The sequence below is a fragment of the Streptomyces sp. NPDC005706 genome (assembly GCF_040631045.1).
GTDB lineage: Bacteria > Actinomycetota > Actinomycetes > Streptomycetales > Streptomycetaceae > Streptomyces.
In genome coordinates, this window is record NZ_JBEXYS010000010.1 from 182,364 (window position 1) to 196,846 (window position 14,483).

General features: G+C 72.2%; 14 protein-coding genes and 2 pseudogenes. 9 read left to right on the forward strand and 7 right to left on the reverse strand.

What is annotated here, in order from left to right; translation table 11 throughout:
• Positions 1-9: 9 nt before the first annotated feature.
• Both ABZ478_RS19080 and ABZ478_RS19085 read right to left on the reverse strand, forming a co-directional pair.
• Positions 10-366, reverse strand: a complete 357-nt coding sequence (locus ABZ478_RS19080) for a cupin domain-containing protein (protein WP_359550803.1) — start codon at positions 364-366, stop codon at positions 10-12.
• Between the two features lie 152 nt (positions 367-518).
• Positions 519-1,403, reverse strand: a complete 885-nt coding sequence (locus ABZ478_RS19085) for a LysR family transcriptional regulator (RefSeq protein ID WP_359550875.1) — start codon at positions 1,401-1,403, stop codon at positions 519-521.
• 244 nt (positions 1,404-1,647) lie between these two features.
• Between ABZ478_RS19085 and ABZ478_RS19090 the strand changes: the two genes are divergently transcribed.
• The 5 genes from ABZ478_RS19090 to ABZ478_RS19110 all read left to right on the forward strand — a co-directional run bounded on the left by ABZ478_RS19090 (position 1,648) and on the right by ABZ478_RS19110 (position 5,101).
• Complete coding sequence (locus ABZ478_RS19090) at positions 1,648-2,343, forward strand: type 1 glutamine amidotransferase domain-containing protein (protein WP_359550806.1); 696 nt, start codon at positions 1,648-1,650, stop codon at positions 2,341-2,343.
• Between the two features lie 122 nt (positions 2,344-2,465).
• A complete protein-coding gene (locus tag ABZ478_RS19095; protein WP_359550809.1) occupies positions 2,466-2,939 on the forward strand; it encodes a hypothetical protein in 474 nt (157 codons plus the stop codon).
• 61 nt (positions 2,940-3,000) lie between these two features.
• A complete protein-coding gene (locus tag ABZ478_RS19100; RefSeq protein WP_359550812.1) occupies positions 3,001-3,690 on the forward strand; it encodes a SigE family RNA polymerase sigma factor in 690 nt (229 codons plus the stop codon).
• Entirely contained in the window at positions 3,687-4,061 is a 375-nt protein-coding gene (locus tag ABZ478_RS19105; RefSeq protein ID WP_359550814.1) for a hypothetical protein, read from the forward strand. The genes ABZ478_RS19100 and ABZ478_RS19105 overlap by 4 nt, the downstream gene beginning before the upstream one ends.
• 74 nt (positions 4,062-4,135) lie before the next feature.
• Entirely contained in the window at positions 4,136-5,101 is a 966-nt protein-coding gene (locus ABZ478_RS19110; protein WP_359550816.1) for a pirin family protein, read from the forward strand.
• Positions 5,102-5,353: 252 nt separating this feature from the next.
• On the opposite strand, the gene ABZ478_RS19115 is transcribed toward ABZ478_RS19110, so the two are convergent.
• Positions 5,354-6,145 (reverse strand): hypothetical protein, encoded by a 792-nt coding sequence (locus ABZ478_RS19115; protein WP_359550819.1) that lies wholly within the window; start codon positions 6,143-6,145, stop codon positions 5,354-5,356.
• Positions 6,146-6,415: 270 nt separating this feature from the next.
• Between ABZ478_RS19115 and ABZ478_RS19120 the strand changes: the two are divergent.
• Positions 6,416-6,547, forward strand: a pseudogene (locus tag ABZ478_RS19120) (ABC transporter ATP-binding protein); the annotation flags it as partial.
• Positions 6,548-7,115: 568 nt separating this feature from the next.
• On the opposite strand, the gene ABZ478_RS19125 reads toward ABZ478_RS19120, so the two are convergent.
• From ABZ478_RS19125 to ABZ478_RS19135, 3 genes are read right to left on the reverse strand one after another with little or no spacing between them, the layout of a single operon-like run.
• Positions 7,116-8,390 (reverse strand): hypothetical protein, encoded by a 1,275-nt coding sequence (locus ABZ478_RS19125; protein ID WP_359550822.1) that lies wholly within the window; start codon positions 8,388-8,390, stop codon positions 7,116-7,118.
• Positions 8,391-8,428: 38 nt separating this feature from the next.
• Positions 8,429-9,697, reverse strand: coding sequence for a HAMP domain-containing sensor histidine kinase (locus ABZ478_RS19130; protein ID WP_359550825.1), 1,269 nt, complete (start codon positions 9,695-9,697; stop codon positions 8,429-8,431).
• Positions 9,688-10,341, reverse strand: a complete 654-nt coding sequence (locus ABZ478_RS19135; RefSeq protein ID WP_359550827.1) for a response regulator transcription factor — start codon at positions 10,339-10,341, stop codon at positions 9,688-9,690. Before ABZ478_RS19135 ends, ABZ478_RS19130 begins: the two co-directional genes overlap by 10 nt.
• A 284-nt stretch (positions 10,342-10,625) precedes the next feature.
• On the opposite strand from ABZ478_RS19135, the pseudogene ABZ478_RS19140 reads away from it, so the two are divergent.
• Positions 10,626-10,779: pseudogene (locus ABZ478_RS19140) on the forward strand (pirin family protein); the annotation flags it as partial.
• Positions 10,780-10,858: 79 nt separating this feature from the next.
• On the opposite strand, the gene ABZ478_RS19145 reads toward ABZ478_RS19140, so the two are convergent.
• Positions 10,859-12,835 (reverse strand): heavy metal translocating P-type ATPase, encoded by a 1,977-nt coding sequence (locus ABZ478_RS19145; protein ID WP_359550829.1) that lies wholly within the window; start codon positions 12,833-12,835, stop codon positions 10,859-10,861.
• A gap of 104 nt (positions 12,836-12,939) precedes the next feature.
• Here ABZ478_RS19145 and ABZ478_RS19150 point away from each other — a divergent pair, with 104 nt between their 5' ends.
• Both ABZ478_RS19150 and ABZ478_RS19155 read left to right on the forward strand, forming a co-directional pair.
• Complete coding sequence (locus tag ABZ478_RS19150) at positions 12,940-13,341, forward strand: metalloregulator ArsR/SmtB family transcription factor (protein WP_359550832.1); 402 nt, start codon at positions 12,940-12,942, stop codon at positions 13,339-13,341.
• A gap of 171 nt (positions 13,342-13,512) precedes the next feature.
• A complete protein-coding gene (locus ABZ478_RS19155) occupies positions 13,513-14,301 on the forward strand; it encodes an STAS/SEC14 domain-containing protein (RefSeq protein WP_359550834.1) in 789 nt (262 codons plus the stop codon).
• The last annotated feature ends 182 nt before the right edge of the window (positions 14,302-14,483 follow it).

The window sequence follows — 14,483 nt, forward strand, 5'->3', positions numbered from 1 at the left end:
GCGCCCGTGTCAGCTCTTGGCGTACTCGTTCGCCATCGTCCCGGCGAAGTCGAACACCACGACCTGTTCGTCTCCCACCACCCAGGCGTCGTGGCCGGGCGGGCAGACGAAGACGTCGCCGGGGCCGACCTCGCTCTCGCCGCCGTCGTCCATCCGCAGGTGCATCCGCCCTTGGACCACATAGCCGTTGTGGTGGACCATGCAGCTCGCGGTACCCGCGATCGGTCCCACGGACGCCGACCATCGCCAGCCCGGTTCGAAGGTGCCCACCGCGAAGTCGAGCCCGGTCAGGTGGAGGGCTTCGAGGTGGCCGCGGGGAAAGTCACGCCGCTCGTCGGGTTTGTCGACCGTCTTCACTTCCAGCATGACGGTGTCCTCCCTTCCGGCCGCTCGGCACGGCCGGGGCCGGCCCCCGCCCCCGGCGGCCTCGGACGGCACCGGCAAACAGACGACGGTGACCGCACCCCACACCTCCATCGTCGGCCCGCCGTCCGGGGGGCGCCATCCGGAGGCGGCGTCTACCAGCTCCGTCCCGCCCCCAGCAGGAGGTCGTGGACACGCGCCACGTCGGGGTTGTCCGGGACGCCGGGGCGCTGGACCAGGAAGCCGGTGTTGATCGGCGGGTCCTCCGGCGCCAACAGCTCCACGAGCGCACCGGACTCCAGCGCGTCCGCGCACAGATAGCGGGGCAGCACGCTGAACCCGGCGCCCGCGACCACGGCCGCCAGCACCCCGCGCAGGTCCGGCACGGTGACGGCGGCGGTCCAGGACAGGCGCCGGCCGAAGACGTGCCGCCAGTACCGGCGGGCGATCGGCAGGTCCTCGGCATAGGTGATCAGCGGTACGGAGCGCAGCGCTGCTGGCCCTTCGGCGGGCAGCCGGTCCCGCAGCGGACCGGCCCAGACGGGGGCGGCGGCCAGGACGAACTCCTCGTCGCTGAGCGGCACGGCGTGCAGCGTGCGGCCGCGGGGCCGAGTGGTGGCGATCACCAGGTCGTGGCGGCCCGCGCGCAGTTCGTCCAGCAGTTGATCGGTCAGTCCGGTCGCCACCCGCAGCCGCACGCCCTCGGCGACCAGCGGGGCGAGGGTGGGCAGGACGGTGCTGCACAGGAACTCGGCGGGCCCGGCGAGGTGGACGGGCTCCGCGCGGGCTCCCTCCGGCGCATGGGGACCGGCCACACCGGCCAGCTCGTCCAGGGGCCCGGCGATCCGGGCGGCCAGTCCGTCGGCCACGGGCGTCGGCGCGACCCCGCGCGGCAGCCGCTCGAACAGCTCCCGGCCGCTCTGGCGTTCCAGGGCGCGCATCTGCGTGGTCACCGTCGGCTGCGACAGGCCCAGCAGACGGGCGGCGCCGGTGAAGGAGCCGGAGCGGTAGACGGCGAGAAAGGTGCGCAGCAGGTTCAGGTCGAGCGGGAGGGAGGGCGGCGGGGCGGAGGAAGGAGCGGGGGACGAGGCACGGGACGGGGCGGATGACGGGGCACGGGGCGGGGCAGGGTCAGGGGTCTCCACTCGTCCGAGTATTCACCGGGACCTGTTCCCCGCCACCCATAGGAGTTCCGATGTCGGGCATTGGATGCTTCATTGGTTTCCTGTGGGTCGCCTCGCCTACGTTCTTACCGAAGAAGCAGGCACCTGAAAGAAGAGATCCATGTCGAAGATCCTTTTCGTACTGACCGGCGCCGACCTGTGGACGCTCGCCGACGGCACCCGACACCCCACCGGCTACTGGGCCGAGGAGGTCGTGGTGCCCTACCGCGCCGTCAAGGCGGCGGGCCACCAGGTCGTCGTGGCGACGCCGGGCGGTGTGGTGCCGCCGGTCGACCGCGCGAGCCTGGCCGCCGAGGTCAACGGCGGCCAGGACAGGGCCGACGAGATCGCGCGCGCCGTCGCGGAGATCGCCGAGCTGCGGGAGCCGGTGAAGGTGGCCGAGGTGGACCTCGGTGACTTCGCCGCCGTGTTCTACCCGGGCGGGCACGGCCCCATGGAGGACCTGGCCGTGGACGCCGACTCGGGCCGGCTGCTCGTCACGGCCCTGGACTCGGGCAAGCCGCTGGCCGTGGTGTGCCACGGTCCGGCCGCGCTGCTCGCGGCGGTGCGGGCCGACGGCTCCAACGCCTTCGCCGGCTACCGGGCCGCGGCCTTCACCAACGAGGAGGAGACCCAGGGCGGCCTCGCCGGACAGGCCAAGTGGCTGCTCCAGGACCGGCTGACCGACGTGGGCGTCGACGTGCGGCCGGCCGAGCCGTGGGCCCCCCACGTGATCGTCGACCGGAACCTGATCACCGGCCAGAACCCGGCCTCCTCGGCCCCGGTCGCCGAGGAGCTCCTGAAGCTGCTGGGCTGACCCGGCCGCGGGCGCGGAGAATTTCCCGGTCGCCGGGTGCAACCTCGTCCGGGGTCGGACGTCTGTCCGGGTGGAGGCCTCCACTTCGACCCACGTCCGACCCCGAGCGACCGAAGGAACCCATGTCCGCACAGCAATTCCCCCGCCCCGGCCGCAAGCGCAGGCTGCGCACCGTCCTGGGGGTCTCCGCCGTCGGCGCGGCCCTGACCGTGGGCGGCACCATGACCGCCCAGGCGGTGCAGGGCGACGCCCGGCCCGCCTCCCACTCCGGCGCCACCACCGCGCCGGCGCCCGCGGGCGGCCACGCGACGCCGTCCCCCGTACCGTCCCCGACCCGGCCGCCGACGTCGAAGCCCGTCCCCTCGCCGTCGCAGCCGCCCACCGTCGCCCCGACCCCCGTGCCGTCCAGCCCGCACCGGCCGGCCCCCGTGCCCTCGGTGCCGGGCACCAGGGCCCCCTCCCCCGTGCCGTCCCCCACGCGTCCGGGCACCCCGGCGCCCGCTCCGGCCCCGCACCACGGCCACCGGACGGCGTCGCCGAGTCCCGTCCCGGCGAGCCGGCTCGCCACGCCCGCGCCGGTTCCGCAGCACCACTGAGGCAGCGCCGGTGTGCGGGGAGCCGCCCCATGCGGCTCCCCGTACACCGGCCGGGAGATCCATGACGACAGCCACACCCCCGGCGGCGTCCCTGCCCTGGGGCCCGTCCCACGCCCCGGCCCGCGGGCGGGGCCGCCCGGCACCCCGGCTCGCGCTCCTGCGTGCCCGTCTCCTCGCCCGCGTCCGCGCCGGGGGCCCGGCCGCCCCGGCACCGGCCGGCGGCGGCACGGGCATCGGCGCACTGGGGCCGGCCGCCGCCGAGACCCCGCCGGGCATCGAGGAGTTGTACCACCACCGCAGGCTCTCCCTGGTGCGCCTGGCGGTGCTGCTCGTCGACGACCTGCCCACGGCCGAGGACGTCGTACAGGACGCCTTCACCGCGCTGTTCCGCCGCCACGGCCACCGCCTCGGCTCGCTCGACGACCCGGAGGCGTATCTGCGGACGAGTGTCGTCAACGGCGCCCGCTCGGTGCTGCGGCGGCGCAGGACCGTACGGGCGCACACCCCCGAACCCGAGCGGCACGTGCCCCCGCCGGAGGAGGACGTCCTGCTGCACGAGGACCACCGGGAGGTACTGGCGGCCCTGCGGACGCTGACCCCGCGGCAGCGCGAGGTCCTGGTCCTGCGCTACTGGTCGTACCTGACGGAGGCCCAGATCGCGGCGACGCTGGGCCTGTCGCGGGGCGCCGTGAAGTCCACGGCCAGCAGGGCTCTGGACGCCCTCGGCCGACGTCTGGAGGGTCTGCGATGAACGACTCCGCCACCGGTACCGCACCGACGCGGGTCGAGGAACGGCTGCGGGCCGCCCTGGCCGCACGCGCCCAGTCCGTCGGCCCGGCCGACCTGCGGCCACCGCGCCCGCCGTCCGCCGCGACGCGCTCCCGCCCGCTGCCGGTACGCCGTATCGCCGCGGGACTGCTGGCGCTGGCCGCGGTCGCGGCCCTGGTCTTCCTCACCGTCCGGGACGACCGGCCCCGCCCGGCCGAGCCGGCCCGCTCCCCCCGGCCCACGACGGGCACCCCGTCACCGGTGCCGACCACGGCCCCGCCGTCGCCGGCCCCGCCGTCGCCGGCCCGGCCGTCACCGAGCAGCCCGAGCAGCCTCGGCGTCCCGGCACCCTAGTGCCCGGCGGCGACGCCGGGTGCCGGGCGCAGGTCTGTCCGCGTGGCGGCTCCGGGACGACTAGGTTGGGCCGCATGAGCAACCTTGACCGCGCGCCGGTACCGAGTGTGTGCGGCGGCCGCGGATTCGTCGTCGCCGAGCCCGTCCGTGAACTGCTGAGCCCCCGCCGAGTGCAGCTGGGCGAGTCGACCGAGGTGCGCCGGCTGCTGCCGAACCTGGGCCGGCGCATGATCGGCGCCTGGGCCTTCGTCGACCACTACGGCCCCGACGACATCGCCGACGAGCCCGGTATGCAGGTCCCGCCGCACCCGCACATCGGGCTGCAGACGGTGAGCTGGCTGCACGAGGGCGAGGTGCTGCACCGCGACTCCACCGGCAGCCTCCAGACCATCGGCCCCCGGCAGCTGGGCCTGATGACCTCGGGCCGGGCGATCAGCCACTCCGAGGAGAGCCCCGGATCCCACGCGCGCTTCCTGCACGGAGCGCAGCTGTGGGTCGCGCTCCCCGACGAACACCGCCACACGGAGCCGAAGTTCGAGTACCACGCCGAGCTGCCCCAGGTGACGGCCCCCGGTCTGACCGCCACCGTGATCCTCGGCGACCTCGACGGAGCCTCCTCCCCCGGTACGGCGTTCACCCCGATCGTCGGCGCCGACCTCGGCCTCACCCGCGGCACCGACGTACGCCTGCCCCTGAACCCCGACTTCGAGTACGGGGTGCTGGCCATGTCCGGCGAGGTGCACGTGGACGGCGTACCGGTGCTGCCGGGCTCGATGCTCTACCTCGGCTGCGGCCGCACCGAACTCCCCCTGCGCGCCGAGTCGGACGCCGGGATCATGCTGCTGGGCGGCGAACCGTTCGCCGAGGAGCTGATCATGTGGTGGAACTTCGTCGCCCGCACCCAGGCGGAGATCGAGCAGGCCCGCGAGGACTGGGCGACGGGCACCCGCTTCGGCGAGGTGAAAGGCTACGACGGCGCCCCGCTGCGCGCGCCCGAGCTGCCGCCGGTGCCGCTGAAGCCGCGTGGAAGGGTGCGCTGACCTGGGGAAACGTTGGAGCACATGGTGCCCACCGCCATACCTCCGCCCGCCGGCAGCTACAGCTGTCGACGGGCAGGGTGCTCGCCGTGTTGCCATGAGACGTCATACAGGGCTGTCCGCGATTACAGGATGCGGATATCTGTGGGCGGCTCTTCCCTGTGGCAGTCTCCGGCCGCTTCTGCCGACTGCCGGCGAACAGCCGCCGGAGGGGACGCGGCTACCGACTGGAACCCTGACGTCCGGTCCCGGCCGTCAGTTCGCCTCACCGCTGGGCGTGTCACGGCGCGAGGTGGCCAGATACCCGACGAAGCAGACGATGGCGACCGTCCAGGCGAGGGTGACCGGCCCCAATCCCAGCCCGAGTCCGCCCCGGGTGTGCCCGAGCGCCATCCAGTCGGCGAGGGAGGCGCCGAGGGGCCGGGTGATGACGTAGGCCGTCCAGAACGCGGTCACGGCGTTCAGGGCGGTGAAGCGGTGGGCGAGCGCGGGCACACAGATCGCGGCGGCGAAGAGGACGACCGAGCCGAGGTAGCCGAAGCCGACGGTGGCGGTCAGGTCGCCGGCGGCGGTGCCGAGGGCGAAGGTGGCGAGGACCGCCGCCCAGTAGAACGTCTCACGGCGGCGGGTCCGGATGCCGTGGACGGACAGCGTCCGCTCCGCGGCGTACCAGAGGGCGAACACGGCGGCCAGGACCGTGACGAAGAACGGTGTGGACACCGTGTAGGAGACGCCGAGGCCGACGTGCAGGACGTCGGCCGCCATCGTGCCGAACACGCTGACCATGACGACGGCGGTCCAGTACGCCCAGGCGACGTACCTGCGGAGAGCGAACTGCACCGTCAGGGCAGCCAGCAGGGCCAGACCACCGAGCGCAACCGCCGGCACCGGGCCGAGCACCCGTGCCAGCAGGTCCGACGCGGTCTCGCCCATCCCGGTGGTGAGCACCTTGATGATCCAGAAGTAGACGGTCACCTCCGGCACCTTGTTCGCCATCTGCCGTATGGGGGCCAGGGGCCGGTCGTCGAGGAGGTGCTCTGTAGTCATGATCGCACGATGACATGGTGAACTCTTGGACACCGGACACGTTTGCCATGGCTTTGGGGCTTCTGGGGCATGAATTTCAACACCGCACGAACCACCTGAACGCGACCTGAACAGCTTGGCGAATTTCCTGGTCACGGTGGTTGCGCTGGTGATATCGGTGGACTTTTCCGCCGGGCAAACTCACTACGTCGCGCGCTCGGAGCCGCGCAGTACCGCGGTACCACGTGCGCGGGCCGTTTCAGCGTCCGGTACCACCGAATCTCCACCCGGGGCCGCTCGGCCTACAACCACCTCAGGGCATTGGCGCTGACCCACGGCATCCCGCGCCGCCGGGCCGATGAGGTCATCGAACTCGCCGGGCTCGGCAGCGTGGCCAAGAAGCGGGCCGGCGCCTTCTCCCTGCTGCGCTTCCCCATCCGCATTCCCGGCCGCGTACACAGCGCAACCCAGATCCTCGACCACGTCTGGCACACCGTGCCCGGCCCCGGCTATCCACTGCGGCCAGACCTGCCGTGACCGGACGGGAATCCGTCGAGGGCATCATCCGGCTCACAGCCCTGGCCGAGCCCTAACGGGGCCCGGCTTCCTGATCTGTCCCAGGGACGCTCCGCGCCCACTGCGTTGCCGCTGCTGCTGCGTCCTCAAGCCGGCACCGAGCGGGGCGGGCGCTGGGAGCGAGCGGTCCTGACGATCCGGCTCGCGGCGGTCTTCTGCAGCAGCCGGAACATCCACCAGCTCCGGTGCGCGCGAGCAGACGCCTTGACGGCAGGCTCCTGAGCTGTACGCCCTGAGCCCGCAGCGGCGCAGGACGCTGGGTGACTCGGACGGGAAACCGTCAGCTCGTCGGTGACGCCCAGCAGCTTGGGCAGGCCCTGGCCGAAGGCGGGTGCGAGACGATCGAGTCGTGGATTCCCTGCCTCGCGGAGCTTGATCGGCGACGGCCCAGGGTGGCCGCCGCCGATCAGGTCCGTCAGCGCATGTCTGTCAGGAGGGTTTTCAGCTCAGCCTCCTGCTGGGCCGACGACATCGGCGGGTTCGAGTGGTCGATGCCGAAGGTCTTCAGGACATGGTCCATCTGGGCATCGATGAACGTCCAGCCGGTGTTGTCCAGCGGCTGCAGCGAAGCCTGGTCGGCATCCCAGAGGTCTCGCAGCGACTGGGCAGCTGCGTGAGCCCCGGCCGCGTTCCCCGACTTCGCATCCTCGAGTGACGTCGACGCGAGTGCCTTCAGTGCGTCGACCTTCTTGGCCGGGAAGTGCTTCACGGCCTGGCCGGGGGCGAGGTGGACGGTGGAGGTGGCGTCCTCCTCCGGCGCCGGGCCGACGTGCGGCTGGCTGTGCGCCCAGAACAGCAGGCTCCCGGTGGCGACGGCGAGGAGGCCGAAGCCCGCCAGCGCGACGCGCTCCCTGCCAGGGTTGGCGGTGGTCTGCGGGGTGTGCGTGGCGTCGTAGGTCTCGGTCACGTCGGAGCGCGTCACCGTCAGGTAGATGACAGTCGCCAGGATCAGGCCGAGGAAGATCAGGCTGGTGGTGAAGGTGCCCAGCGCCAGGCCGGTCGGCTCGCCCGGCTGAGCAACTTTCGGGGAAGCGAGCCAGTCGCCGATGTTGGCGCCCAGCGGGCGGGTCAGGATGTAGGCGAGCCAGAAGGACAGCACCGGGTTCGCGCCGAACTTCCACAACAGGGTGATCGCCGCGATGAGGCCGAGCGGCAGCAGGACCGAGCCTCCCGGGCTCCAGCCGGTGAGCTCGAGGGTCCAGTCGCCGGTCGCGGTGCCGAGCGCGAAGGTGACGAGAACGGCGAGCCAGTAGAACGACTCACGCGGCAGCGTGGTCACCGAGTGGATGGAAAGGGTGCGCTCGCGCCACCACCACACACCGAAGACCACGGCGAGCAGCACCGAGAACACCGTAGAGCTGATCCACAGCGGCACGTTGAGCTGGTCGGTCAGGATGTCGGTGTACAGGGTGCCCGTGACACTGACGACGACCACCGTCAGCCAGTACGGGAAGGGGACGTACCGCTTGAGCCGCATTTGGACGCCCAGCACCACCACGAACACCGCGGTGAAGATCCAGGCCGTGTTCACCAGGCCGACGCCCAGCTTCATGTTGATCCAGTCGGCGAAACTCTCCCCGACGGTCGTGCAAAGGATCTTGATCACCCAGAACCAGATGGTGACCTCGGGAACCTTGTTCAGCATGAGCCGCCCACTGCGGCGTGTGCGGGCTTCGCTTGTCGTCGTCATGCGACGAGGTTGGTGCGGCCAACCTGCACACAACCTGACTACGCAGCCATCTGGGGTGTGGGGAAGGTCACTTCGACGCGGCCGTGACCATCCGCGATCGCGCGTACCGCCACTCCTGCCGACGCGGCGAGACGCCTTACCACGGCCAGCCCCAGCCCGTGCCCGTCGCCGCTGGTCACACCCGCTTCGAAGACCCGGTCGACCTCGTCCGGGTCGAACCCCGGGCCGTCGTCGAGGACGTTGATCACGGCGCCCTCGGGTTGGATCCGCGCCGTGACCCATACGCGCGAACCGGCATGCCGCAGGCCGTTCTCCAGCAACGGTGACAACACAGCCACCACGAGTTCGCTTGCCACGGCGACATCGACGTCGGCCGGGACGGCGAGTTCGATGGCGCGGCCGGCTATCGCCTGTCGCGCCGCCGCCCTGAGATCGCAGCGGTCACCGCCACCGATCCGTGTCCGGGCGGCACCCAGAATCGTCATGATCGCCGTGTTCAGGCGGTCGACCTCGGTCAGAACAACCTCCGGCGCCAGACTCTCACCGGAGAGTTGCGCCAACTGCGCCTCGCCCCGCAGGGCCGTCAAGGGCGTCCGCAATTCGTGGGCGATCTCATCGGTGAGCCGGCGCTCGTCCGCGAACGCGTTGTCTATGCGGTCAAGCAGACGATCCAGAGTCCGCCCGAGCTCCCCGAACTCATCACGAGGAACGCCGAGGTCGAATCGGTGCCCGCTTTCGTGATCGACCCAGTCGTCGGCAAGAGCGGCCATGTCGTGAACCACCCGCAACGCACGCCCCACCATGAGGTAGGCGACGACGCCTGCGAGCAGGACCGCGATGCCGCCCAAGATGAGAGACAGCGCCAGGCTGCGCTCCTCCGACGTCTCGTACGGCGTCAGATCCACCCTCACGACCGCCACGACGCGGTGGCCTTCGAGCCGGCTCGGCTGGGCATACAGAAGGTCATTGCCGACCGTGATGGTGCGGGACTTCCCGGAGCCGGCGAGCGCCTCGACGCGGTCAAGAACACCGCGCGGCACGAGCCCGTCGATGAGGTGCCCATCGGCGTAGACCCACGCGACCGTGTCCAGCGCTTCGCTGCCGTTCTCGATCAGCACGACACGGCCACTGCGCACGGTTGCGTTCGCCGCCACCGCCTCTGCCCGTGTGTGCGCCAGAGCCTTCGCGTCGGCGTCGGTCACCCGGCTCAGCAACACGTGGGAGAAGACCACCAGCACGGCGACCACCGCTGTCGCGATCAGAACCGCCAGCGCGACGCCCCTCCCACGGAAGCCCGTCACTGCCATCGATAGCCCACCCCTCGGACCGTCGCCAGGCGATCGGCCACGCCCAGCGCACCGAGTTTGGTCCGTAGCCGCCGAACGAAGGAGTCGAGGGTGTTGTCGCTGACCTGCGCGCCATGCGGCCAACCAGCGGCAACGAGAGCGTGACGGCGTACGGCTTCGCCCTGCGAAGCGATGAGCCTGCCCAGCAGCCGGAACTCGGTCGGCGTCAGACTCTCGCTCGTCGAACCATAGATCACGACATGTCTCGCCGGATCGAGAACGACGCCCCCTCGCGGAGTCGTCGCGGTCGTTCTGCGCAGCAGGGCGCGGACTCTCACCAGCAACTCCGGTACGTCGAACGGTTTCGTCAGGTAATCGTCGGCTCCCGCCTCGAAGCCGCCCACCTTGTGATGCACGCCATCCAGAGCAGTCAGCATCAGCACCGGGACATCAACGCCGCGTGCGCGCAGCGCCAAGCAGACATCGCGGCCATCAGCGTCCGGAAGGCCTAGATCCAGGACGATCAGATGAGGGGCAGGCTCGAGGTGCCGCAGCAGGCTGTCCGCCGTAGAAGCGACCCCGATCGTATGACCGTCGTGCTCCAGTGCGCGCTTGAGAACGTCGCGGACCGCTGCGTCATCTTCGCACACCATAATAAAAGCCACGCGCCGACCCTAGGCACTCCGGCGAGAGTTCTCCATTTCCCCTGTTCAGCGCCCTAGTAGCCGGCGAAATCCCTTCCAGCCGGCTACGCGAAGAGTGCGGCACCACCCTTGCCGTAATCCCCGTCGAACGTTGCCGACGCCGGCGGCAGAAAGCAACGCACCGGCTCGCAGCTCACGCCGCGTAACCCGCCGTGTAGTCGTCGATCGAAGCGCCCAGCGGGCGAGTGAAGAAGTACACGATCCAAAAGCTCCATACCGCGTCCAGGTCCAACTCGGAATGTGCCTTTGTCGCCCGCACCCAGGCGGAGATCGAGCAGGCCCGTGAGGATCTGGGCGACGGGCACCCGCTTCGGCGAGGTGAAGGGCTACGACGGCGCCCCGCTGCGCGCGCCCGAGCTGCCCGCGGTGCCGCTGAAGCCGCGGGGACGGGTGCGCTGACCCGCGCGGGCACGGCGCCCTCGCCGGCCGAAACCGCGGCGCGGCGGCCGCGGGCCGGCCGGTCACCGGCCGGGGCGGCTCAGGCTTCCGTCCCGGTCCGGGCGCGGCGCCAGGCGCCGTCGGCGAGGAGGCGCAGGCCGTTGAGGCCGACGACGACGGTGGAGCCCTCGTGGCCCGCGACGCCCAGCGGCAGGGGCAGGGTGCCGGCCAGGTCCCAGATCACCAGGCCGGTGATGAACACCGAGGCGATGACCAGGTTCTGCACGACGAGGCGGCGCGCCCGGCGGGAGAGGCGGACGACGGCGGGGATGGTCGCCAGCTCGTCGCGGACCACGACCGCGTCGGCGGTCTCCAGGGCGAGGTCGGAGCCGGCGCGGCCCATGGCGATGCCGGTGTGGGCGGCGGCGAGCGCGGGGGCGTCGTTGACGCCGTCTCCGACCACCAGCACCTTCCGCCCGGCCCGTTCCATCTCCCGCACCGCCGTCACCTTGTCCTGCGGCAGCAGTCCCGCGCGGACGTCGGTGATGCCGGCCTCCGCGGCGAGCCGCGTCGCCGCGCGTGGGTTGTCACCGGTGACCAGGACCGGGGTGAGGCCCGTCAGCTCGCCCAGGGCCGCGACGGTGGCGGCGGCCTCGTCACGCAGCCGGTCGGCGATGCCCAGGACCCCCGCCGGCTCCCCGTCGATGGTGACCAGCACGGCCGTGCGGCCCTCCTCTTCCAGGTCCACCGCCACGGCCATGGCGGGATGGTCCGGGCGGTCGTCCGACAGGCGGACCGGGCTGCCGACGGCGACGGTCCCGCCTTCGACGGTGGCGCTCACGCCGGTGCCGGGCGCGGAGTCGAAGTCCGCCGCCGGGGGGATGTCCAGACCCCGGGTGCGGGCGGCGTCCACGATCGCGCGGGCCAGTGGGTGCTCGCTGGGGTGTTCGGCCGCCGCGGCGAGCCGCAGCACCTCGTCCTCCGTCAGGCCGGAGGCGGCCAGGGCACGGATGCCGGTCACCCTCGGGGTGCCCTCGGTCAGGGTGCCGGTCTTGTCGAGCGCCACCGCGTCGATCTGCCCGAGGCGTTCCATGACCACCGCCGACTTGACCAGCACGCCGTGGCGGCCGGCGTTGGCGATGGCGGACAGCAGCGGCGGCATGGTGGCCAGCACCACCGCGCAGGGCGAGGCGACGATCATGAAGGTCATGGCCCGCAGCAACGTCGGCTGGAGCGCGGCGCCGAAGGCGAGCGGGAGCGCGAAGAGCGCGAGGGTGGCGGCCACCATGCCGAGGGAATAGCGCTGTTCGACCTTCTCGATGAACAGCTGGGTCGGCGCTTTGGTCCCGGAGGCCTCCTCCACCATGCCCACGATCCGGGCGATCACCGAGTCGGACGGATCCCGCTCGACCTTCACCCGCAGTACGCCGGTGCCGTTGAGGGTGCCGGCGAACACCTCGTCCCCGGCTTCCTTCGCCACCGGCAGCGGCTCACCGGTGATGGTGGCCTGATCGACCTCACTGGCCCCGTCCAGCACGCGGCCGTCGGCGCCGACGCGCTCACCGGGCCGCACCAGAACGGTGTCGCCCACCGCGAGCCGTCCGGTGGGGACCGTCTCCTCGGCGCCGCCGTCGGTGATCCGGGTGGCCGTGGCGGGCGCGAGGTCGAGCAGGCCGCGCACGGAGTCGGCGGTGCGGGCCGTGGCGATCGCCTCCAGCGCACCCGAGGTGGCGAAGATGACGATGAGCAGCGCGCCGTCCAGCACCTGCCCGATCGCCGCCGCCCCGAGCGCGGCGACCACCATCAGCAGGTCCACGTCCAGGGTCCTCTCCCGCAGCGCCCGGAGCCCGGCCCAGCCCGGCTCCCAGCCGCCGGTCGCGTAGACGGCCGCGAACAGCGTGCCCCAGGTCCAGGCCGGTGCCCCGGACAGGTACAGGGGCAGCGCGATCAGGAACAGCACCAGCGCGGCGGCCGCCCAGCGGGCCTCGGGCAGGGCGAGGATCCGGGTGCGGCGACGGGGCGCTCCGGTGTCCGGGACGGCACCGGGCGGCGCCGGACGGGTGAGAGTGGATGACATCGGCGCGGGTCCTTCGTGGTGGGCGGGGTCCGACCTCACCACCGTAACAGGAATAAATGAAGACTCATTCATGTGTTCATTCGTGGTGCCGCTACCATGAGCGCATGGGTCATGGAGCCGCACAGCCGTCAGGACACGTCCCGCGCAGGAGCCTGGACGCGGCCGGTGCCGCCAAGGTGGCCACCACCCTCCAGGCGCTGGCGACCCCCTCGCGGCTGCTCATCCTGTCCCGCCTGCGCGAAGGCCCGCTGCCCGCGACCGAGCTGGCCGCCGAGGTCGGCATGGAGCAGTCGGCCTGCTCCCACCAGTTGCGTCTGCTGCGCAACCTCGGCCTCGTCGTCGGCACCCGCAAGGGCCGCTCGATCGTGTACTCCCTGTACGACAACCACGTCGCGGAACTCATCGACCAGGCCATCCACCACGTCGAGCACCTGCGCCTCGGCCTGGCCGACGCCGCCGCCCGCGCCGAGCCGGAGCCGGAAGGGGCGCGTCTGGCAGGCACCTGACCGGCGGATCCGGGGCGGCTTCGGCGGTCCGGCGGTCGTCGAGTCGGGCGCGGTTGTCCTCGCCGGGCCGGCTTGCTCGGTCGCGGCCGCCCGCCGGTGTGCGCGCGGAGGACGGGCACTCCACACTGGTGCTGAGCGGTAGGGCCGGGCCGACCTGAGAGAAGGAACGCCATGCTGGAAAGAGCCCAGGACGCGCCCCCGGGAGTCGACGCGGTCAAGGCGATCGGCACGGTGACGAAGGACGACTACGAGGCCGTGATCGAGCCGCTCCTCGACGAGGCACGCAGGGAGGGCCGGCGCATCCGGCTCCTGTGGGAGTGCGGCCCGGAGTTCAGGTCGTACAGGCCGGCGGCCGGGTGGGAGGACCTCAAGGTGGGCGTCGGCTCCATGCGCCTGTTCGAGGGCTGCGCGGTCGTCAGCGACATCCGCTGGATCCGGGAGTCGACCCGGCTCGCGAGCTTCCTGATGCCCTGTCCGGTACGCGTCTACGGCTGCGCGGACCGCGAGGAGGCGCTGCGCTGGCTCACCTCCCTGCCCGAAGGTCCCGGCGTCTCCCACCGGCTCCGGTCCGAGGAACGGGTCGTCGTGATCGAGGTCGATCAGCCGCTGCGCGTCCAGGACTTCGACGCGCTGGCGCAGACCGTCGACAACTGGCTCGCCGGCCATGAAGCACTGGACGGCGTGGTGGTGCACGTGCGCGCCTTCCCGGGCTGGGAGAACTTCCGGAGCCTGCTCCGGCACGTGCGGTTCGTCCGGGACCACCACCGGAGGGTCAAGCGGATCGCGCTGGCCGCCGACAGCAGGTTCGCCGAACTGGCACCCCATCTCGCGAACCACTTCGTCCGGGCCGAAGTTCGGCGGTTCGAGTACACCGAGCTCGAGGACGCCGTCGCCTGGGCCTCGGGCCCTCCCGGCCGCGACGCCACGGCCACGGCCCCGGGCACCAGCGTGGCGGACTGACCGCGGGGGCCGTTCGGTCCGGCTCCGGGTACGGGCGGCGCAGGACGTGGGCCGGGCCGGCGCGTCACGGGCGTGCGGCGGTCGGCGACCGCGCGATCCGGCGTGCCGCCGGCGCCGGCCGGGACGGGCCGGGGCCGCGGCGGTTCCCGCGCCGCCATGACGGCAGCGACTCCGGGGCCGGC